Below are 20,073 nucleotides of genomic sequence, written 5' to 3'. Positions count from 1 at the left end.
CGTGAAAGCCCCCATAAAATTGCGCCGCCGCGAGGCGGTTGAACCGGTTGATTTGCCAGACGATCTCTCACCGCTGCTGAAGCGCCTCTATGCCAGCCGCGGCGTGCGACGCGCTGAGGATCTTGAACGCAGCGTGAAAGGGATGCTGCCCTGGCAGCAGCTGAACGGTATCGAAAAAGCGACCGAGATGCTGTACGACGCGCTGCGCGAAGGCACGCGGATTGTGGTGGTAGGGGATTTCGATGCCGACGGCGCCACCAGCACCGCGCTGAGCGTACTCAGCCTGCGCGCGCTGGGCTGCGATAACGTCACCTATCTGGTGCCGAACCGTTTTGAAGACGGCTACGGCCTCAGCCCGGAAGTGGTCGATCAGGCCCACGCCCGCGGTGCGCAGATGATCATGACCGTGGATAACGGCATCTCCTCCCATGCGGGGGTCGATCATGCCCATCAGTTGGGGATCCCGGTGCTGGTCACCGATCACCACCTGCCGGGCGAAACGCTGCCTGAGGCAGAAGCGATCGTTAACCCAAACCTGCGCGACTGTGAATTTCCCTCCAAATCTCTCGCGGGCGTAGGCGTGGCGTTTTATCTGATGCTGGCGCTGCGCACGCTGCTGCGTGATAAAGGCTGGTTTGAATCCCGCGGGATTGCCGTACCGAACCTGGCCGAATATCTCGACCTGGTGGCGCTGGGTACCGTCGCGGACGTGGTCCCGCTCGATACCAATAACCGTATCCTGACCTGGCAGGGCTTAAGCCGTATCCGGGCAGGCAAGTGCCGTCCTGGGATCAAGGCGCTGCTGGAGATTGCCAACCGCGACCCGCTCAAGCTGGCGGCAAGCGATCTCGGCTTTGCCCTCGGGCCGCGCCTGAACGCTGCCGGACGACTGGACGATATGTCCGTCGGGGTCGCGCTGTTGCTGTGCGACAACATCGGTGAAGCGCGCGTGCTGGCCAACGAGCTGGATGCCCTGAACCAGACCCGTAAAGAGATTGAGCAGGGGATGCAGGCCGAAGCGCTGACCCTGTGTGAAAAGCTCGAGCGCAGCGGCGATACCTTGCCGGGTGGCCTGGCGATGTACCATCCCGAGTGGCATCAGGGCGTGGTCGGCATTCTGGCGTCACGCATTAAAGAGCGTTTCCACCGGCCGGTGATTGCCTTTGCACCTGCGGGCGACGGCACGCTGAAAGGCTCCGGCCGCTCGATTCAGGGTCTGCACATGCGCGACGCGCTGGAGCGGCTCGATACGCTCTACCCGGGTCTGATGATCAAGTTCGGCGGCCATGCGATGGCGGCGGGTTTGTCCCTTGAAGAGGCGAAGTTCGACGAGTTTCAGCGTCTGTTTGGTGAGCTGGTCACCGACTGGATTGACCCGGCCCTGTTGCAGGGAGAAGTGGTGTCCGATGGCGAGCTCTCACCGCTGGAGATGACGATGGAGGTGGCGCAAATGCTCCGCGATGCGGGTCCCTGGGGGCAGATGTTCCCGGAACCGTTGTTCGACGGCCGTTTCCGTCTGCTGCAGCAGCGTATCGTCGGCGAGCGTCATCTTAAAGTGATGGTTGAACCGGTCGGCGGCGGGCCGCTGCTGGACGGCATTGCCTTCAACGTGGACACGTCGATATGGCCGGATAATGGCGTGCGCGAGGTTGAACTGGCGTACAAACTGGATATCAACGAGTTTCGCGGTAACCGCTCCCTTCAGATCATCATCGACAATATCTGGCCAATTTAGCGGCAGTAATCTCTATAAAAAAGGGCGTGGATTCGGTACAATCCCGCTCTTATCACCGCATTTTGACTAGTCCATAAAAGAAAACAGACCATGTTTGAAATTAATCCGGTAAAAAACCGTATTCAGGACCTCACGGAGCGCTCTGACGTTCTTAGGGGGTATCTTTGACTACGATGCCAAGAAAGAGCGTCTTGAAGAAGTAAACGCCGAGCTGGAACAGCCGGACGTCTGGAACGAACCTGAACGCGCACAGGCGCTGGGTAAAGAGCGTTCCTCTCTCGAAGCTATCGTAGATACGCTGGATCAAATGGCTCAGGGGCTGGAAGATGTTTCCGGTTTGCTGGAGCTGGCTGTAGAAGCCGACGACGAAGAAACCTTTAACGAAGCCGTGGCAGAACTCGACGTGCTGGAAGAGAAGCTGGCGCAGCTTGAATTCCGTCGTATGTTCTCCGGCGAATACGACAGCGCTGACTGCTATCTCGATATTCAGGCAGGTTCTGGCGGTACCGAAGCGCAGGACTGGGCCAGTATGCTGATGCGTATGTATCTGCGCTGGGCTGAAGCGCGCGGTTTCAAAACCGAAATTATCGAAGAGTCTGAAGGTGAAGTGGCTGGCATTAAGTCCGTCACCATCAAGATCATTGGCGATTACGCCTACGGCTGGCTGCGTACCGAAACCGGCGTTCACCGTCTGGTGCGTAAGAGCCCGTTCGACTCCGGTGGCCGTCGGCATACCTCCTTCAGTTCCGCGTTTGTTTACCCGGAAGTGGATGAAGACATCGATATCGAAATCAACCCGGCGGACCTGCGTATCGACGTTTACCGCGCATCCGGCGCGGGCGGACAGCACGTTAACCGTACGGAATCTGCGGTACGTATTACCCACATTCCAACCGGGCTGGTCACGCAATGCCAGAACGACCGTTCCCAGCATAAGAACAAAGACCAGGCCATGAAGCAGATGAAAGCGAAGCTTTATGAGCTGGAGATGCAGAAGAAAAATGCTGAGAAACAGGCGATGGAAGATAACAAGTCTGACATCGGCTGGGGCAGCCAGATCCGTTCTTACGTCCTTGATGACTCCCGCATCAAAGACCTGCGTACCGGGGTTGAAACCCGCAACACGCAGGCGGTGCTGGACGGCAGCCTGGACCAATTTATCGAAGCAAGTTTGAAAGCAGGGTTATGAGGAACCAACATGTCTGAACAACAAGCACAGGGCGCTGACGCGGTAGTCGATCTTAACAACGAACTGAAAACCCGCCGCGAGAAGCTGGCAGCGCTGCGTGAGCAGGGCGTGCCGTTCCCGAACGATTTTCGTCGTGACCATACCTCAGACCAACTGCACGCTGACTTCGACGCGAAAGAGAACGAAGAGCTGGAAGCGCTGAACATCGAAGTGGCCGTTGCAGGCCGCATGATGACCCGTCGTATCATGGGTAAAGCCTCCTTCGTAACTCTGCAGGACGTTGGCGGCCGTATTCAGCTGTACGTGTCCCGTGACGATCTGCCGGAAGGTATCTACAACGAGCAGTTCAAGAAGTGGGACCTGGGCGATATCCTGGGCGCGAAAGGTAAACTGTTCAAAACCAAAACCGGTGAACTGTCTATCCACTGCACCGAGTTGCGTCTGCTGACCAAAGCCTTGCGCCCGCTGCCGGACAAATTCCACGGCCTGCAGGATCAGGAAGCGCGCTATCGTCAGCGCTACCTGGATCTCATCTCTAACGATGAATCCCGCAAGACCTTTAAAATTCGCTCCCAGATCATGGCCGGTATTCGCCAGTTCATGGTTAACCGCGACTTTATGGAAGTGGAAACCCCGATGATGCAGGTGATCCCAGGCGGCGCGTCTGCGCGTCCGTTCATCACCCATCACAACGCCCTGGACCTGGACATGTACCTGCGTATCGCGCCGGAACTGTACCTGAAGCGTCTGGTGGTCGGTGGTTTTGACCGCGTGTTCGAGATCAACCGTAACTTCCGTAACGAAGGTATCTCCGTTCGTCATAACCCAGAGTTCACCATGATGGAACTCTATATGGCGTATGCAGATTATAAAGACCTGATCGAGCTCACCGAATCCCTGTTCCGTACGCTGGCGCAGGATATTCTGGGCACCACCCAGGTCCCTTACGGTGAAGAAGTCTTCGACTTCGGCAAGCCGTTCGAAAAACTGACCATGCGCGAAGCGATCAAGAAATACCGTCCGGAAACCAACATGGCGGATCTGGATAACTTCGATTCTGCAAAAGCGATCGCCGAAAGCATCGGTATCAAGGTTGAGAAGAGCTGGGGTCTGGGTCGTATCGTAACTGAGATCTTCGAAGAAGTGGCCGAAGCGCACCTGATTCAGCCGACCTTCATCACCGAGTATCCGGCTGAAGTTTCTCCGCTGGCGCGTCGTAATGACCAGAACCCGGAGATCACTGACCGCTTTGAATTCTTCATCGGCGGCCGTGAAATCGGCAACGGCTTTAGCGAGCTGAACGATGCGGAAGACCAGGCTCAGCGTTTCCAGGACCAGGTTGATGCGAAAGCGGCAGGCGACGACGAAGCGATGTTCTTCGACGAAGACTACGTGACCGCGCTGGAGCACGGTCTGCCACCAACGGCGGGTCTGGGGATTGGTATCGACCGCATGGTGATGCTGTTTACCAACAGCCACACCATCCGTGACGTGATCCTGTTCCCGGCGATGCGCCCGGTGAAATAAGTCGAACCGACGTAAAAAAAGCCCCGAAAGGGGCTTTTTTATTGCGCGGCGAACGCTCTGAGGGCGTCTCGCGCGGCCGTCGCTTCCAGCACCATCCACGGGCTAAAGCTCCAGGGCGCGGCATCGAGGGCGTGGAATAACGACTCCAGCGTAACCCACTCGAACGCCATCACTTCATCGTGGTTAATCCGCAGTTCGCTGGTGATGCGTGCTGCGAATACCGGGCAAATCTCGTTTTCAACGATCCCGGAAGGATCGGTTTCACGGTAACGAAACTCGGACGCCACGGGGGTAATATCGGTAATTTCAGCGCCGATCTCATAGCGGCAGCGTCGGATAATGGCCTCTTGCGTCTCTTCACCCGATTGCGGATGCCCGCAGACGGAGTTCGTCCAGACGCCCGGCCAGGCTTTTTTGCTTAACGCACGCCGGGTTACCAGACATTCACCGTTGTCGTTAAACAACCAGGAGGAGAACGCCAGATGCAGAGGGGTTTGGGTCGTGTGCGCGGCGTACTTTTCCTGAGTGCCAATCACCTTTCCCTGGTCGTTTACCAAAATAACGTGTTCTTGAATACTCATTCCTGCTCCAGTGCCAACGATGCGGATGGTTCTGCACCATCAGCAGAGCAGCATTATACGGCATTCTTATACGAACGGTTTGTCTCCAGGAGCGGAAAAGGGCTGACCCTTCACACTTCTGGCTGGTATTATAGGGCGCCATTCACGCTGACCGAGGATCTGTTTTGTTTGCAGGAAGCCTGATGAGAAAACCCATCACCGCCATTTTTTGTCTGACGCTGACGCTATTACTGGCAGGCTGTTCAGGAAGCAAATCGTCGGATACGGGTAGCTATACCGGTTCGGTCTATACCGTTAAGCGCGGGGATACGCTGTATCGCATTTCGCGTGCGACCGGGACCAGCGTGAAGGATCTGGCACGGCTCAATAATCTCTCTCCGCCTTACACTATCGAGGTGGGGCAGAAGCTGAAGGTTTCTGGCGGTTCGTCCGCAGGCAAAAAATCCTCCTCGAAGGGCAAAACCGCGAAAGTGACGCCGTCTTACGCGGTGCCGCAGTCTTCCTGGCCGCCGGTCGGTCAACGCTGCTGGATCTGGCCGGCCAGCGGTAAAGTGGTGCTGCCGTACTCCCTTGCTGAAGGCGGTAACAAAGGTATTGATATCGCTGCTGCACGCGGTACGCCGGTTTATGCCTCCGGTGCCGGAAAGGTGGTTTACGTCGGTAACCAGCTGCGCGGCTACGGTAACCTGATCATGATTAAGCATGGCGAAGACTACATCACGGCTTATGCGCACAACGACACGATGCTGGTCAACAACGGACAGAACGTGAAGGCAGGGCAGAAGATCGCCACCATGGGCAGCACAGGCACGGACACGGTGAAGCTGCATTTCCAGATCCGCTATAAGGCGACGGCCATCGATCCGCAGCGTTATCTTCCTGCGCCCGGCGGCAAACCGAAGTGCTAAGTGATTATTTAATCGCCGGTTAGTTGTGAAGAGGCTTGTATGAAGAAGCGTAAGGTCTATAATGCCTTACGCACCTCAAAGCGGGCGTAGTTCAATGGTAGAACGAGAGCTTCCCAAGCTCTATACGAGGGTTCGATTCCCTTCGCCCGCTCCAGCCCATTAAAAGCCTTATAAATCAATGATTTATCTCTAAGGTAATGTGACCAAAGTACTGCTATTTACCCTGAAAGTTGTCGCGATTTGTTGAACGGTGAACAGGGAGTTTAGTAAAGCGCTGGCGGTCGTTCCACTGGTCATACCGCGATAGCCCATCATGAACTGAAAGCCGCACATCCGGCATGATTCCCTGAAACTTACAGCGAGGCACATTTTGCCCGATGCTCCCTTATGCCACCCGTCGAGATGACGTTGCAGGGAATAAACAGTTTTTTCGTACCTGCGAGCGATATGCAGGCTCTGTCTCCGTCTGGCTCACGGTTCCTTAGCGATACACGAGCGCCCTGATAAACCCCGCTGTCTGACATAACCCTGATGATGTCGCTGCGTTCCGCTTGATGTTGTATCACCAATCGGGCATTAGGCTTGCTTTTCCTACCGTCTGGACTGGCTTAAAAATAGGCTATAACATTGGCAACATAGATCTTTCAAGGAGATGGAAGGATGAGCACCAGAGCGGAGATAAAGGATGGGGCGCAGTTTGACGTTTTGCGCAGGGGGATCATTTATACTGAGGTGCTTGGCTGGGTTGACATGGGGCATGCTCGGGGTAGTGATATCATGGAGCTTAAAAGCCAGTTTATCGCGGGGGAGCGTAGCGGTAAGCCTTCCTACATAGTGATGTATCGGCAGGATATGCACTTTGTGAAATTCAATTCACAATTCGGCGTAGGCAAGTTCTCCCGCTGGGAGATTAAACGTGGCCGGAGTACCGAGGATATTAACAGAATCATGCTGGCGATGATGATGAATACAGCAGCTCGATTTGAAGGCTTGCAAAGCCTGCGAGCTTTCTCTTGGTACACTGATAGTGGCTTTAGTGGTGAAGACTTGGTTTCTGATCTGTTCGGATTCCATCGAGCTATTATGCCAGGACGGTACGGCTACCGCCTTAAACCCGTCAGTTATGATGCCGCTGTTCGTCGCTGGGATCATTACGGTGCTATTGGTTCCCATAAAAATCATGGTTTCCGTCCGATTCTGTTCCCTGACCCGGACGATCCGTGTGTGCGTCACCAGCCGTATACGGTGAACCTGCCGCATTTTATGACATGGCTGAGGCCGTGGGATGATTTTACCTCTGGTATTGTCAAAGTTATTACAGACAATGGAATGTCACTTGGTTACACAAAGGTGAAGTGATGATTCGTAAATTATTTAAATGGAGCGTCTTGGTATTAATTACGGTTGTTATCCTTTGCTGGTTATTTGTCTATTTTATTGCATCCGGTATCAATGAAGCGACCACATACACTGAAAATGATTTTTTCAATTATCACTCCCTGACTGATAAAGATATTGAAAAGGCTCCGCGTATATCGAACGATTATTACTTTGAATCGCACCCCGGCGATGGATACGCCCCCTCAAACACGATCATTTTTAGGGGGGTATCTGGTGTTGAGCCGTTGAGGGCTTATTTGACTAAGTTGGGCTATACCAGACAGAGAGGCGGATCGAGGGAGGCGGAGATATGGACGAAGCCTGAACAGATGAATAGTGATCTATTTTATCTGCGCTATGATGCTGCTACTAGTGAAGCAGAACTAACAAAGGAACTGAATAACTGAATGTCCGCTATTGGTTGAACCGACCCGGCATGATTGATAGTCTGAGATTAATCCCAAAACTAAAATCAGGCCGGACATGGGCTACTACAAAAAGTAAGACGCAGGGAAGCGCCAGTATGTCGAACTCCATTTTCGGCTACGGGCGTGTCTCTACCACTCAGCAAGATACGGAGAACCAGAGGTTGGAGCTTGAGCAAGCTGGTTGGACGTTTGACTTTTGGTTTGCCGATATTGTTAGCGGGAAAGTTCAAGCAATTCAGCGTAAGGCGTTTGCTGAAATATGCCCCGGTAGCTCTTCGGCTCTGCCAACGCTACGCTCTGCCAGCGCTACGCTCCGCTTGCTGTGTGTACCACTAATGGGGCTTTACGGCTGCTATTGTCTGGAATCTGATAAATAGCATAAACGTCACATCATGGGTCGTTAACTTTAAATCGACGCAATTCCTTAGCACCATCCAGAAGATAAGAAAGGGGAGATGCAGTCTGCCGAAAAGTTTCGGCTGGATTGCTGTAAGGTTCATCATTATGATTGCTTGCACAATCAACGATTGAGAAAACACTTCTGAGGGATCAGGGACAAGACGATATGAAAGTGACTGATGAAGCTTTGTTACGTTCAGGGTTTACTCCATCGGATTTGCAGAAGATAAAAAGCAACGTTGAAATCTATGGTGGAACGTTGGGGAATGCCATCAGGGACTTGGCCAGGCGTTTTATTCTCGCTGTGTGGGTTGTATCAGGTTGCCTTGCTGTATTCATTTTTCTGTTGATATTCGCATCTGAGCAGAGTGTTTTCTCTGGTGCTATTGGCCTTTCTTGTGGAGCAGCGGTTGCAATTTTTATACAACCGCCTGTGCTTGCTTATAAATCCTGGCGATTCTGCAGGGTGAATGAATCTTAATCAACTGTTATCAGTTGCAGAAACTCAAAAATCACTTTCGCTTTGACACCATATCCAGCGATTTTCATCGTTAGCGTGGGCTTGCTCATTGTGTCAACTTTCCGGTAGTAATTACGCGGCAACCAACGAAATAATTGCCAGGCCCCAGGTTTCCTTGCTAAGCCGAAGATGTTATAGACACTCGCCCCCAGAGTCACCGCATTATAAAAGCTAACCCATTTTTTGAGCTAAACCCCAAAAATTGTGCGGCTTCCATTATCCCCTCAGTCCTTCCACGCTTTCTGATGGCAGATTCATCACTGTTTTAATGCTGGTTTCGATGCTACGAATAATGTCTTCACGTGGACCGTTACGCCAGTCAGCACTTGCGTAAAAAGTTTCAAGAACCGTAGCCATGCTTTCAGCACTATCAAAGGCGCGGATAAGGTAGTAGCAATCCGGGTCATGCAGCGAGTTACCAAACGCAACAACATCGATCTTGTGGCGTTGGTGAAGGGGGACACTGATTTCCTGCATGATGGCGTGAAAAGCTGCTCCGGTGCCTTTGTGCAGTGTGTATTGCAGTATCTCAACCGTTCTCAAAGTATCATCTCCGTTGGTTGCCACTCGGCAGTTCCTTGTTAATAGAGATTAAAGTAAACGGAATTGTTCCGCGAGACCACAATTAATCAAAGGGCTTTCCGTAAGCAAAGCAGCAATATGTGACTCAAACACGTAGTAAAGCGCTATGCCGCGTTTTTAGCATGGAGCGGGGAATTCCCTTCTCCGCTCCCGATCTCTCGCCTTATGGAGAAGCCTAATAGAGCCCCTCTGTCAGCAACTTAAAAAAGATATCGGCTTTAATCGCCTGAGGCTGCGCTCAGGGCTATTCCACATTTCAGTATCAACGCTTAGAAAGAGAATGCCCGCGTATTCATGGCCTGATCAGGCCAGTTTTCTCGCCTCGAACAAAAAAGAAGCTCAGTACAAACAGTGTCATGACGAATGGGATAAACATAACCGGGTCGCCATAAATTGCTGCAGCCAATGCGGCCCCGGCAGAAAGTGCCACACTTGATACACCATCCAGAAGGGCAATTTTTTTGTCCGAGTCGGCAGATGCAATCACCGTATCGATCCCCGCACCGTAAAACATCTCCAGAAACGTGACGCCCACGACGATAAGCAGCAGCCCGCTCAGTTTAGCCCACTGCAGGAACCACGGGATAAACAGCACAATGCAGAGCGCTGTGGCAATTAACAGCGCATTTACCACGCCAAATTTTTCCGTGAAATATTTATAGACAGGTATTTGACCCAGAATAATCACGCCAGTATTAAACAGCATTACTGGCCCAATCAGGCTTTTCAGATCGCTTTGTACCAACTCCAGGGGAACGATTGTTTCAAATGTGTAATAAAGCATGGCGAAAACAATGCTCAGTGTGGCAACCGTCGCGGTTTCCTTACTGAACAGACCGGTCAATCCTGTTGCGCTTACCTCCGGGGTGGGAACCCGCTGGCACGGTTTGAGGCCAGTGGCGACCAGCACACCCATAGTAAATAAAGCGATTAGAATGAGCAGGGCTGGGCGAAACGGCACGGCGAAAAATACCAATGCGCTGATAACCATTGGAGAGATAGCGGCCCCGGCGTTACTGAGTGTCATCCTCGCAGAGAAGCTTTCGCTGATATTTTTCGATGTTGCGCGGACATATATTTTAGATGCGGTTGAGAAAAAAGATGACGCCAGACCATTTGTCAGCATCACAATCATACAAACCATAAAAGTCTGTCCGGTAAATAACACGGCCAGTGACAGTAACTTAAAGAACAAAGAAAAGACAATCATCTTTTTCACATCAAATCGACTGACCAATGGAATAACTAAAAAATAGGACAGTGAAAAAGACCAGAATTTCATGGTGCCTAAATATAGGATCTCTTTTGCGCTCAGGCTGGTCCCCGCAAGATAAAGCAGCGCGAGGGGCATAAGAAGCGTCGAACCGATGGAGTTAAAAAGAAAACAGAGGTTAATGTGTCGACTTTGACGTTCAAAAAGATGTCCGTACATGCTCATATTTCCTGCTCCATTTTTTGTATGGCACCATAGGGTGCCATATTAATTATTTCAGATCCCAACGTGTGCAGATATCGTTATAAATAGCCTGACCGATTTGCGTGAACTGTCCATGTTCCTTAACAATCTGATGCGTGTCGGTCAGCTTTTTGAAAGCCTGACGGAAACGTTCTTTGCACTCATCAACATACTCGCTCGTGCCCTTCTGAATGATCCTGTCAAAGACATAACAAATTCTGGACAGGACAAACAGGGCGTGAAAGATACCGATCATCGGTCTGTTATCAACACGCAGGGGGGCGACAAATGTGGCGCTTGGATCGTTCAGGACCAGTTCATCGAAAGCGTTGATAATATTCAGTGCGGTATGACCGCATTCGTGAGCAAGGATGTCAACATAATAAGGCACGGTATGCTCTTCATTCGCATACGCAAACATCATTCCCCACATATAAAAATTTGTTCCGGAACGCATAAAGCGTGAGCCGTCATCTGTCTCCTGCGTGAGATGGATCGCATGAATATACGTTTTAATTTCGCTGTAAGCCTCGGGCACATTCTCCCGAATGACATCAAGCGCTTTATAGACTTTCTCAGACTCGGTTGCTGCCAGTACCGGATCATCACAAAAGCCAAACCCCAATTCTTTGTCATCGCGGATAATCTTCAGAATCATCTCTTTATCGAAGGAATTATCTGCTGAACTGAGCGGGGATACCACAATGTCATTTGCTGCAGGAATTGACTCGATATAACGCAGATATTTAACCGCAGCTTCATGCTCCTCGGATTCAGCCGATTTGGCGGCAAGATAATGCGCTGCGCACATTTGCCACGTCAGAGCGGGTGATTTCTTTACATCCCTGAGCTCATAAAAATCGATCAGGTAATCTACCGAGGCGTGAAGGCTGTTTTCAAAAAACAACCGCGCGGCTTGATGATCATAATCAGGCGAAACGATATTAAACATAGCAAGCTCCCAAAAAAAATCACGCCCGAATGAGCGTGATCTATTTCAAATCAACGCCTCAGCTGTTACTTGCTGAAAGACCAGCCAGACAGAGGGGATTTGATTTTCAGCAGTTTTGCAGTATCAACTTTTTTCATTTTTTCATTCCTTAAATATATGATGTTGTATGTTGTGTTTAATTCGTTCCGGAACAAATAAATAATTAACCAAAAGGAAACGTGCTCGCAATATGTCTTTAATAAAAAGGATAAAATCCTGAAAGAAATATTTATTAGAGGATTAAATAATATCTTTCATCACTTCAAAGTAATTTCCACTCTTATCATTAGCGTGGTAATTCTGAGCATGAAAAATGCAAGTTCGCTATGATAATTCTACTAAAATTGGTGTATCCATTGCCAGGCGCCCACTAAAAAAGGCTGCATCCGCAGCCTTTTTGTCACCCTTTCGGAAACACCCACACATGCCTCTCCGGCAACGAAAGATGACAGTGCTGCGGATCCCGCACCTCATGCCCGTACGCGCGGATCACAAAGTCATCCCCCGCCGTACGGAACAGGTACTCCCAGCGGTCGCCGAGATACATGCTGGTGAGCAGCGGCAGCTCAAGCTGGTTTTCCCCTGGCCCCTCGACCACCGCGACGCGCTCGACGCGGATCACCGCTGTGGCTTCATCACCGCTCTGCACCCCTTCACCGGCCTGGCCCCACAGCACCCAACCTTTCCCCTCGATGCGTGCTCTGCCGTCGCGCACTTCAGTGACCTTGCCGTGCAGGCGATTGTTGCTGCCCATAAATTCGGCGGTAAATAGCGTTTTCGGCGAGCCGTACATCTCCTGCGGCGTACCCTGTTGCTCAATTTTGCCGTTGTTCAGCAGCAGGATGCGGTCGGAAATGGACATTGCTTCGTTCTGGTCGTGCGTCACCATCAGCGCCGATAGCCCGAGCTTGATAATCAGCTCGCGCAGGAACACGCGGGCCTCTTCGCGCAGCTTGGCGTCGAGGTTGGAAAGCGGCTCGTCCAGCAAAATCACTGGCGGGTTGTAGACCAGCGCCCGGCCAATCGCCACGCGCTGCTGCTGCCCACCGGAAAGCTGGTGCGGGTGACGTTTGCCAAGATGGCCCAGACCAAGCTGGTCCAGCACGTCCTGCACGCGCTGCTGGATCTCTTTGGCCGGGACTTTGCGCAGCTTGAGCGGATAGGCGACGTTTTCAAACACGGTTTTGTGCGGCCACAGGGCGTAGGACTGGAACACCAGCCCCAGGTTACGCTCTTCCGCCGGGACCTCACTGCGCGGCGTGCCGTCGTAAACTTTATTTTTACCAATGACAATCGAGCCCTGGGTCGGTTTTTCCAGACCCGCGACGGCGCGCAGCAGGGTGGTTTTGCCGCTGCCGGAAGGACCCAGCAGGGAGACCACTTCGCCGCGCTTCAGGTTCATGGAGACACCTTTTAAAACAGGATTGTCGCCGTAGGTTAAGTGCAGATCGTCAACCGCTAATTCAATCATGTATTTTCACTCCGAAACGAAGGGCAATGCCCAGACCTACCACGACCAGCAGGATGTTAATGAAAGAGAGCGCCGCCACGATATCAATGGCGCCTGCGGCCCAGAGGGAAACCAGCATCGAGCCGATGGTCTCCGTGCCGGGTGAAAGCAGGTACACACCCGTTGAGTATTCGCGTTCAAAGATCAGGAACATCAGCAGCCACGAACCGATAAGACCGTAGCGGGAGAGCGGAATGGTGACGTGGCGGGTGATCTGCCCGCGCGTCGCCCCGGTGCTGCGCGCCGCCTCTTCAAGCTCCGGCCCCACCTGCAGCAGCGTGGAAGAGATGAGCCTCAGCCCGTAGGCCATCCACACCACGGTATAGGCCAGCCAGACGCTGAAAATGGTGCTGCGCAGCGAACGCAGCCAGACGATGACGTTTTCGCGCATCCAGTCAGTCCAGGCAAAACCGGAAAGCCAGCCTGATTTGAGGGAGTTATCGAGCCACATCGGCAGGAACAGGAACACCCACAGGAAGGCCAGGCCCGCCAGCAGGCCGGGCACCGCGCGCGGTACCAGCACGCTGTAATCGAGGAAACGCGTGGTGTTGTCCGGCTTACGGTGCATCGCAATACCGACAAACAGATAGCAGACTACCGCCAGCGCACCGCCAATCACCCCGATCGCCATGGAGTTGATGATGGCGCGCAGCAGGTTGGGCTGCGCCCAGATGGTGCGGAAGGTGTTCAGCGAAAGCTCATCCCACAGCGAAACGCCCACGCCCCAGTTGGAGATAAACGCGCGCAATACCACGCCGAGCAGCGGAACGCCGATGGTCACGGTAAGCCAGAAGGCAATCACCGCGCCGGCTACCCAGCGCCATTTACCCAGCGGGAGCGCGCGGGCCTGCGAGGCCTTGCCCTTCATGGTGACGAAGCGGTTGGCGGTACGCATCAGGCGTCGCTGGAGCATCACCAGCGGGATGGTGATACAGATCAGCACCACGGCAACCGCTGCCATCAGGTTATAGGAGGGGGTACCCATCTTGTTCGTCAGCTTGTATAGATAGGTCGCCAGCACCATGTTGCCTTCCGGGTCGCCGAGGACCAGCATCAGGCCGAACACTTCCAGCCCGAGGAAGAACAGCAGCACGGTGGCGTACAGCACTGACGGGCGCACCATCGGCAGGCTGACGGAGGTCATCACCTGCCAGGGCGACGCGCCCGCGGTGCGTGCGGCCTCTTCCACATCGGAGCCTACGCTGCGCAGCGCTGACGAGATGTACAGATAAGCGTGCGGGACGTGCGTCAGGCCGGCAATGACCACAATGCTCGACATGTCGTAGATATTCCACGGCACAAAGCCAATCAGTGCTTCAGCCCACTGGGAGAGAAAGCCCACCGGACCGGCGGCCACCACGTAGCCAAAGCCCAGCACCATTGGTGAAACGAAAATCGGAACCAGGATCAGCGGTTCAATCAATCGGCGGCCGGGCAGGTCGGTACGCACCATCAAAAAGGCCAGCACGCCGCCCAGCGGGATAGAGATAAACACCAGCCCGAAAGCCAGAATAAAGCCACTCTTCAGGGCTTTATAAAAATCAGGGTCAGTGAAAATAAAATCAAATGATTCAAAGCTCCACTCTTTTGACGGCGAAAAGAAGGGGGCGGACAGGAAGCTCTGTATCACGATAAACGACAGCGGCGTATAGATAACCAGAGCGGTTATCAGCACGACGATGCCGCGCGGCAGGCTTTGCCACTTTCTGCGTAATGTATTCATGGGGTATCCCTGGTATTGCAGCCCAGAAAAACGAACTCAGGTCGATAAGGGAGCGCGGCGGCTTGCGCCGCGCTCAGACGCTTATTTGCCGGCGGCGGTACGCCACTCTTTGATGTACTCCAGGCGTTTTTTCGGCTGCAGGTATTCCAGCAGCGTTTCATCAACCGGGATCGGCTTCAGCGCGTTGCCGAGGATTTTGGTCAGGCCGTCGATATCATTTTTCCCTTCGATATCGTTACGAATGGACGGAATGTCCGCCTGATTGGCCAGAATGCTTTGCCCTTTTTCAGAGAGCACGTAGTCGAGCCACAGTTTGGCCGCATTGCTGTTTTGCGACTGCTGGCTGATGAACGACACGCGCGACAGCACCAGGGTGTAATCCTTCGGATAGGCGATGCCGAGCGACGGATCGTTCTTCGCACGCGCTTCAGCATAGGATCCAAGGATATTAAAGCCGATCAGGTTTTCACCGGAGGAGACACGCTCCATCATGGTGCCGGTAGACGACTGCACCGATAAGCCCCCTTTGGCGACGTCGGCCAGGGTCTTAAAGTAGTTTGGATCGGCGTTGTGATCCTGCACCGAGAGCATAAAGCCCAGACCCGATTTTTCGATGTCATAGGTGGTGACTTTGTTCTTGAATTTGTCCGTCTGGCTGGCGATAAGCTTCGCCAGCGCGGCGTGCGAATCCGGCACGTCGCCCGCCGGGATCAGGCGCTTGTTGTAGATAAAGACCACCGGCTCATAGGTGGTGCCGTAGGCCTTATCTTTCCAGACCGCCCATTTCGGCAGTTGGCTCTGTTCCGGGGATTTGTACTCCATGGCGTAGTCGGTGGCGAGCTTCAGCCCGGTGTCCATCGAGGAGCTCCAGACCACGTCGCCGCTCACGCCGCCTGAGGCCTGTTCGCTGATGAAACGGTTGTACAACTCGGTGCTGTTCATGTCGTTGTATTCGACTTTGATGCCCGGGTAGGTTTGTTCGAAGCCCTGGATCAGCGGTCCGGCGGCTTTGATGTCGGTGGTGGAATAAATGACAACCTTGCCCTCTTTCGTGGCGGCATCGACCACTTTTTGATACTCAGCAGGATAGCCCTGCGGCAGGGCGGACAGTGCAGAAGCAGAGAACAGTACAGTAGCGGTAAGCAGAGAAATTCGGAACGTGTTCGACATTATAGTTAACCTTTTAGTTACATTTGAGGAACTAATTGTCAACATAGCGTATCGGGCTCTCCCCACAATAGGGGGGAGCGGATAATGATTCCGAAGTGTGATTGTCGCCGTCGTTTCAGCAATTAACACCATAAAATCCGCGAACGTTAGCCAACGAACGGTTGCGGATTACGGTTTGTCGGGAGCTTTGCGGTATAACCTGCGCGGATGACCAATATTGCCATACAGCATTTCGATGTTGATCAACCCGCTCTCCACGCAGTATTCAAGGTAGCGGCGCCCCGTGGTTTTACTGATCCCCACGTTTTCCACCACCTCTTCAACCGACATCGCACTGTCGGGATGGTCGGCGAACAGACGTTTTATCCGCTCCAGCGTCTGGGGTTCAATGCCCTTCGTGGACGGCGCAGGTGAGGACTCCGCGGCCGGCAGGTTAAACAGGCGATCCAGCGCATGCTGGTCGACCACCTTCACCTGCTGCACGGTGTGGATGAAGCGCATAAAGCGCTCCAGCGAAGCGTGCAGACGCTGGAAAAAAACGGGTTTTATCAGGTAGTCAAACGCGCCGCTGCGCATGGCGTGGCTGCAGGTTTGCATATCGCTGGCGGCGGTGATGAAGATCACCGAGCATTCATAGCTTTTCAGCAGCGGGTTATCGATTAACTCCACCCCCTTGCCGTCCGGGAGATAGTTATCCAGCAGGATAAGCCGCGGCTGATATTGACGGATCAGGCTGTGCGCCTGTTCGATTGACGCGGCGATGCCCATCACGCGCAAATGAAAATTCTGCTCGATATACTCGCGATGCAGCTCCGCCAGGTGCGGCTCATCTTCAACTATCACAACATCAAGTGGTCGGGTCATGCTGTTGTCCATTCGGAATAAACACAGAAAAAATCGTGCCCTGCGGCGTGTTATCGGCAATCTCAATACTGCCGCCCACCTTATCGATATAGCCTGCCACCAGGAACAGGCCAATACCGTGCTCGGTGCCCACAATGTCGTTTTCACGTTCCGGCTTGCTGCTGAACCCCTGGCGGAAAATATGCGGTTTTAGCGCATCGTCCACGCCGCAGCCTCTGTCGGCCACCTCGATCAGCAGCTCCTGGTTACGGTCAGAGATGTAGAGTTCTACCGGGGCGTGGACCGGTGCGTTGAGGGTCGCATCCACGGCGTTATCCAGTAGATTACCAATAATGGACATCAGCTCCGTTTCACTCAGCGCGGCAGGCATGCGGGTGAGCTGGCAGGCGGGATCAAACTGCAGTTCTATGCCTTTTTCGCGCGCGCTGACATATTTACCCAGCAGCAGCCCGCACAGCGCCGGGGAGACAAAACGGGCAGAGACAAAGTCCAGCACGCGCTGCGCGCCTTCTGACTGCACCTGGATGTAACGGATCGCCTCATCATAGTGTTTCATCTGCAGCAAGCCCACCAGCGTGGCGGTCCAGTTCAGCTGTTCGTGACGCATAATGCGCAGGTTATCCGCATAGCGTTTGATCTGACTAAGCTGGCTGCTGAGGGTGTTGATGTCGTTTTTGTCGCGAAAGCTATACACCCATCCGCTTTCAACGCCGGGCTCGACCTCAATGGCGACGCGGTTGACGATCACCTCCCGCTGGTTCAGCACGGCAATCTGGTCGTGGCGGCCAGCGCTCACCGAGGCGTAACGCTGGGATAAAAAGCCCGGAGATGTCTGCAGAACGTCTTCCAGCGGTTTGCCGATAAGGTCTTTCTCACTTTGACGAATATCCAGCATTTCGCGGGCGGCGCGGTTAATTAAAATCAGCTGCTTCTCTTCATTGACGGCAAATACCCCTTCATACATGGCTTCTAATAGCGCCCGCTGCTGCAAAACCAGCTGAGCGATATCTTTCGGCTCCAGCCGGAACATCTGTTTTTTTAAATTGCGGGTAAACAGCCAGGAGAACATAAACAGCAACAGCAGAAGCGCAACGCCGTATAACCCGGACTGCCACAAAATGCGGGCGTTAATGTTGGCAATATACGACGTCAGATAGCCGACCGAGACAATGCCGATGACCTGATGCTGGGCGTTGAAAATGGGCGCTTTACTGCGCAGCGACACGCCAATCCCACCCTGACGCACGGAAATGATGGTTTTGCCCTTTAATACCTCCGCGTTATCCCCACCGATCATCGGTAAATTAATGCGCTCCGGAGATTCCGAATGGTAGAGGTGCTGCTCGCGGGTATCGCCAATCACAATATAGCTGGCATCGCTTTCGGCACGCAGCGGCTGAATCAGCCGGGCGATGCCCGGAATATCTCTGGTGGCCACCTTGTCTGCCAGACCCGGCATCAGCGCAATCTGGCTGGCCTGAACCCGGGCGCGCTGGCCGAGATCGTGATGAAGCTGTCGGTCAATAAAATGAAACAGGATGGTTCCCAGCAGAACTAACAGCAGGCAGGAGAAGCACACCAGCGCTAAAAACAGCTTTACCTGAAAAGAGAGTCTGCGTTTCATTCAACCTGCGACAGTGTTGTAAAAGTGACATTTGCCGAGCCTGACATGTGCAAATAGCGGACGCAATCTGGCGAGAAAAGAGTTGTGACCTGGCTTTTCGTTTTCGGCGTTATAGCCACAAGGATCCCGTCAGGCTATTCTTCATTCAGCACGATAATAATTACAGAGGCAATGTCATGGATAAAGAACTACTGGATGCGGGCTACCGGGCCTATACCGGCGAGAAAATTGACGTCTACTTCAACACCGGGATCTGCAAACACTCCGGTAACTGCGTGCGTGGGAGCGCAAAGCTGTTTAATCTGAAACGTAAGCCGTGGATCATTCCTGATGAAGTGGACGTTGAAACGGTTGTACGCGTGATTGATACCTGCCCGAGCGGTGCCCTGAAGTATCGCCAGAAATAAGCGAGGAACCATGGATATTCTTGAAGGCCATAACAAGTTTTACGTGAACGATGCGAACGGGAATCAGGTCGCAGAGATTGTCTTCGTGCCGACCGGCGAGCACCTGAGCATTATCGAGCATACCGATGTGGATGAGAGCCTGAAAGGGCAGGGCGTCGGTAAACAGCTGGTGGCGAAAGTGGTGGAGAAGATGCGCGGTGAGAACCGTAAAATTATTCCGCTGTGCCCGTTCGCGAAACATGAGTTTGATAAAACGCGGGAATATGACGATATTCGGGCGTAAATAACACCGGCGATAGCTGGTGTTATTTCAGACTGCTGACAACGTGCGATTCGTGAGTTTCGCCCGGCGGCGCTACGCTTGCACGGGCCTACAATGAATTGTGCAATTAATTGATATCGCTGTAAATGTAGGCCGGGTAAGCGCAGCGCCACCTGGCAAAAAAAGACAGTTATCTCACCTGCTCAAACAGCAATACCAGCGCTATCAGCACCATCAACCCTCCCGATGCCCTGCTCACCAGACGCGCCGCCTGTGGCCGGGTCGCCAGCACCGCTTTCGAACCATACCCCACCAGCAGGTAGACCAGGGTACAGGTGATAAGATGCATCATCCCAAGCGCAGACATCTGCATCGCTATCGACCAGCTTCCGGTTGGATCTGTAAATTGCGGAAGCAGGGCCAGGAACAGCAAAAAAACCTTCGGGTTTAGGCCGCTAATGCAGAGTCCTTTCACCGCCCACTGCGTCCAGTTACCCGCATGTTGGGTGGCCTTTTCCGGTGCGGCAGGGTGACGCCATAACGTTATGCCAAGCCACAGCAGATACAGGGCTCCCGCCACGGTCAGCCCGGCTAACGCCAGCGGATGTTGAGCAATCAATACCCCCACGCCAGCCACCACAATCAATGTGGCTAGCAGATGCCCGGACATTAGCCCCATCACCGCCGGGACCACGCGGCGGCCGTTGATCCCGGCGCTGATAGCGTAGGCCCAGTCGGCCCCCGGGGTCATGATGAGCAGAAAAGAAACCACCCAAAAGCCGGCCACAATACTCATTTCCATCGTCCTGAAATACTC

20 protein-coding genes, 1 tRNA gene and 1 pseudogene are annotated in these 20,073 nt (G+C 53.4%); 11 read left to right on the top strand and 11 right to left on the bottom strand.

What is annotated here, in order from left to right:
* The first annotated feature begins 1 nt into the window (after window position 1).
* From recJ to lysS, 3 genes are all read left to right on the top strand, one after another.
* Window positions 2-1,735, top strand: coding sequence for a single-stranded-DNA-specific exonuclease RecJ (recJ, locus tag SP99_RS18275; RefSeq protein ID WP_047959418.1), 1,734 nt, complete (start codon window positions 2-4; stop codon window positions 1,733-1,735).
* Between the two features lie 90 nt (window positions 1,736-1,825).
* Window positions 1,826-2,924 (top strand): peptide chain release factor 2 gene (gene prfB, locus SP99_RS18270; RefSeq protein ID WP_095908218.1). Its coding sequence is split into 2 segments (ribosomal slippage): window positions 1,826-1,900 and window positions 1,902-2,924, totalling 1,098 coding nucleotides; the frame shifts between segments, so codons are not numbered across the junction.
* 9 nt (window positions 2,925-2,933) lie between these two features.
* Window positions 2,934-4,451 carry a lysine--tRNA ligase gene (gene lysS, locus SP99_RS18265; protein WP_047959417.1) on the top strand — a complete coding sequence of 506 codons (1,518 nt, stop codon included), beginning with the start codon at window positions 2,934-2,936 and terminating at the stop codon, window positions 4,449-4,451.
* A 38-nt stretch (window positions 4,452-4,489) separates the two neighbouring features.
* Here lysS and idi read toward each other — a convergent pair whose 3' ends face one another.
* Window positions 4,490-5,032, bottom strand: a complete 543-nt coding sequence (gene idi, locus SP99_RS18260) for an isopentenyl-diphosphate Delta-isomerase (protein ID WP_025757767.1) — start codon at window positions 5,030-5,032, stop codon at window positions 4,490-4,492.
* 164 nt (window positions 5,033-5,196) lie between these two features.
* Here idi and actS point away from each other — a divergent pair, with 164 nt between their 5' ends.
* The 6 genes and pseudogenes from actS (at window position 5,197) to SP99_RS18235 (ending at window position 8,628) form a co-directional block, all read left to right on the top strand.
* Entirely contained in the window at window positions 5,197-5,940 is a 744-nt protein-coding gene (actS, locus tag SP99_RS18255; RefSeq protein WP_047959416.1) for an amidase activator ActS, read from the top strand.
* An 80-nt stretch (window positions 5,941-6,020) separates the two neighbouring features.
* Window positions 6,021-6,094: transfer RNA gene (locus tag SP99_RS18250), tRNA-Gly, on the top strand.
* 506 nt (window positions 6,095-6,600) lie between these two features.
* Window positions 6,601-7,299: a hypothetical protein gene (locus SP99_RS18245; RefSeq protein ID WP_045285845.1), complete on the top strand. Its 699-nt coding sequence runs from the start codon at window positions 6,601-6,603 to the stop codon at window positions 7,297-7,299.
* Window positions 7,299-7,727 (top strand): hypothetical protein, encoded by a 429-nt coding sequence (locus SP99_RS18240; RefSeq protein WP_047959415.1) that lies wholly within the window; start codon window positions 7,299-7,301, stop codon window positions 7,725-7,727. Before SP99_RS18245 ends, SP99_RS18240 begins: the two co-directional genes overlap by 1 nt.
* A 116-nt stretch (window positions 7,728-7,843) precedes the next feature.
* Window positions 7,844-8,008, top strand: a pseudogene (locus SP99_RS24035) (recombinase family protein); the annotation flags it as partial.
* A gap of 305 nt (window positions 8,009-8,313) precedes the next feature.
* On the top strand, window positions 8,314-8,628 hold the full coding sequence (locus SP99_RS18235; protein ID WP_047959414.1) for a hypothetical protein: 315 nt from the start codon (window positions 8,314-8,316) through the stop codon (window positions 8,626-8,628).
* On the opposite strand, the gene SP99_RS24030 is transcribed toward SP99_RS18235, so the two are convergent.
* The 9 genes from SP99_RS24030 to SP99_RS18190 all read right to left on the bottom strand — a co-directional run bounded on the left by SP99_RS24030 (window position 8,625) and on the right by SP99_RS18190 (window position 18,587).
* Entirely contained in the window at window positions 8,625-8,825 is a 201-nt protein-coding gene (locus tag SP99_RS24030) for a DUF4225 domain-containing protein (protein WP_072060286.1), read from the bottom strand. The two genes, SP99_RS18235 and SP99_RS24030, sit on opposite strands and share 4 nt — an antisense overlap.
* 58 nt (window positions 8,826-8,883) lie before the next feature.
* A complete protein-coding gene (locus tag SP99_RS18225; protein ID WP_047959854.1) occupies window positions 8,884-9,210 on the bottom strand; it encodes an NIPSNAP family protein in 327 nt (108 codons plus the stop codon).
* 331 nt (window positions 9,211-9,541) lie between these two features.
* The gene (locus tag SP99_RS18220; RefSeq protein ID WP_224752926.1) at window positions 9,542-10,681 is read right to left on the bottom strand and encodes an MFS transporter; all 1,140 of its coding nucleotides are present in this window, start codon (window positions 10,679-10,681) and stop codon (window positions 9,542-9,544) included.
* 52 nt (window positions 10,682-10,733) lie between these two features.
* Window positions 10,734-11,657, bottom strand: coding sequence for an aKG-HExxH-type peptide beta-hydroxylase (locus SP99_RS18215; protein ID WP_045285841.1), 924 nt, complete (start codon window positions 11,655-11,657; stop codon window positions 10,734-10,736).
* Window positions 11,658-12,096: 439 nt separating this feature from the next.
* Window positions 12,097-13,167, bottom strand: a complete 1,071-nt coding sequence (locus SP99_RS18210; RefSeq protein ID WP_047959413.1) for an ABC transporter ATP-binding protein — start codon at window positions 13,165-13,167, stop codon at window positions 12,097-12,099.
* Window positions 13,160-14,929 carry an ABC transporter permease gene (locus tag SP99_RS18205; protein WP_025757776.1) on the bottom strand — a complete coding sequence of 590 codons (1,770 nt, stop codon included), beginning with the start codon at window positions 14,927-14,929 and terminating at the stop codon, window positions 13,160-13,162. The genes SP99_RS18210 and SP99_RS18205 overlap by 8 nt, the downstream gene beginning before the upstream one ends.
* A gap of 81 nt (window positions 14,930-15,010) precedes the next feature.
* Window positions 15,011-16,099 (bottom strand): ABC transporter substrate-binding protein, encoded by a 1,089-nt coding sequence (locus tag SP99_RS18200; RefSeq protein ID WP_045285838.1) that lies wholly within the window; start codon window positions 16,097-16,099, stop codon window positions 15,011-15,013.
* A 168-nt stretch (window positions 16,100-16,267) separates the two neighbouring features.
* On the bottom strand, window positions 16,268-16,963 hold the full coding sequence (locus SP99_RS18195; RefSeq protein ID WP_156167807.1) for a response regulator: 696 nt from the start codon (window positions 16,961-16,963) through the stop codon (window positions 16,268-16,270).
* Window positions 16,947-18,587, bottom strand: a complete 1,641-nt coding sequence (locus SP99_RS18190; protein ID WP_047959411.1) for an ATP-binding protein — start codon at window positions 18,585-18,587, stop codon at window positions 16,947-16,949. The genes SP99_RS18195 and SP99_RS18190 overlap by 17 nt, the downstream gene beginning before the upstream one ends.
* Window positions 18,588-18,763: 176 nt before the next feature.
* Between SP99_RS18190 and yjdI the strand changes: the two genes are divergently transcribed.
* Window positions 18,764-18,994 carry a 4Fe-4S mono-cluster protein YjdI gene (gene yjdI / locus SP99_RS18185; protein WP_008499689.1) on the top strand — a complete coding sequence of 77 codons (231 nt, stop codon included), beginning with the start codon at window positions 18,764-18,766 and terminating at the stop codon, window positions 18,992-18,994.
* A 10-nt stretch (window positions 18,995-19,004) separates the two neighbouring features.
* Entirely contained in the window at window positions 19,005-19,277 is a 273-nt protein-coding gene (locus SP99_RS18180; RefSeq protein ID WP_008499687.1) for a GNAT family N-acetyltransferase, read from the top strand.
* Window positions 19,278-19,446: 169 nt separating this feature from the next.
* Here SP99_RS18180 and SP99_RS18175 read toward each other — a convergent pair whose 3' ends face one another.
* Entirely contained in the window at window positions 19,447-20,058 is a 612-nt protein-coding gene (locus SP99_RS18175; protein WP_047959410.1) for a LysE family translocator, read from the bottom strand.
* Window positions 20,059-20,073: the final 15 nt, after the last annotated feature.

The organism is Enterobacter sp. BIDMC92 (assembly GCF_001030225.1).
GTDB classification, from domain to species: domain Bacteria; phylum Pseudomonadota; class Gammaproteobacteria; order Enterobacterales; family Enterobacteriaceae; genus Enterobacter; species Enterobacter sichuanensis.
Note: the sequence above shows the minus strand (reverse complement) of the source record. Positions and strands in the feature narration are given on the sequence as shown.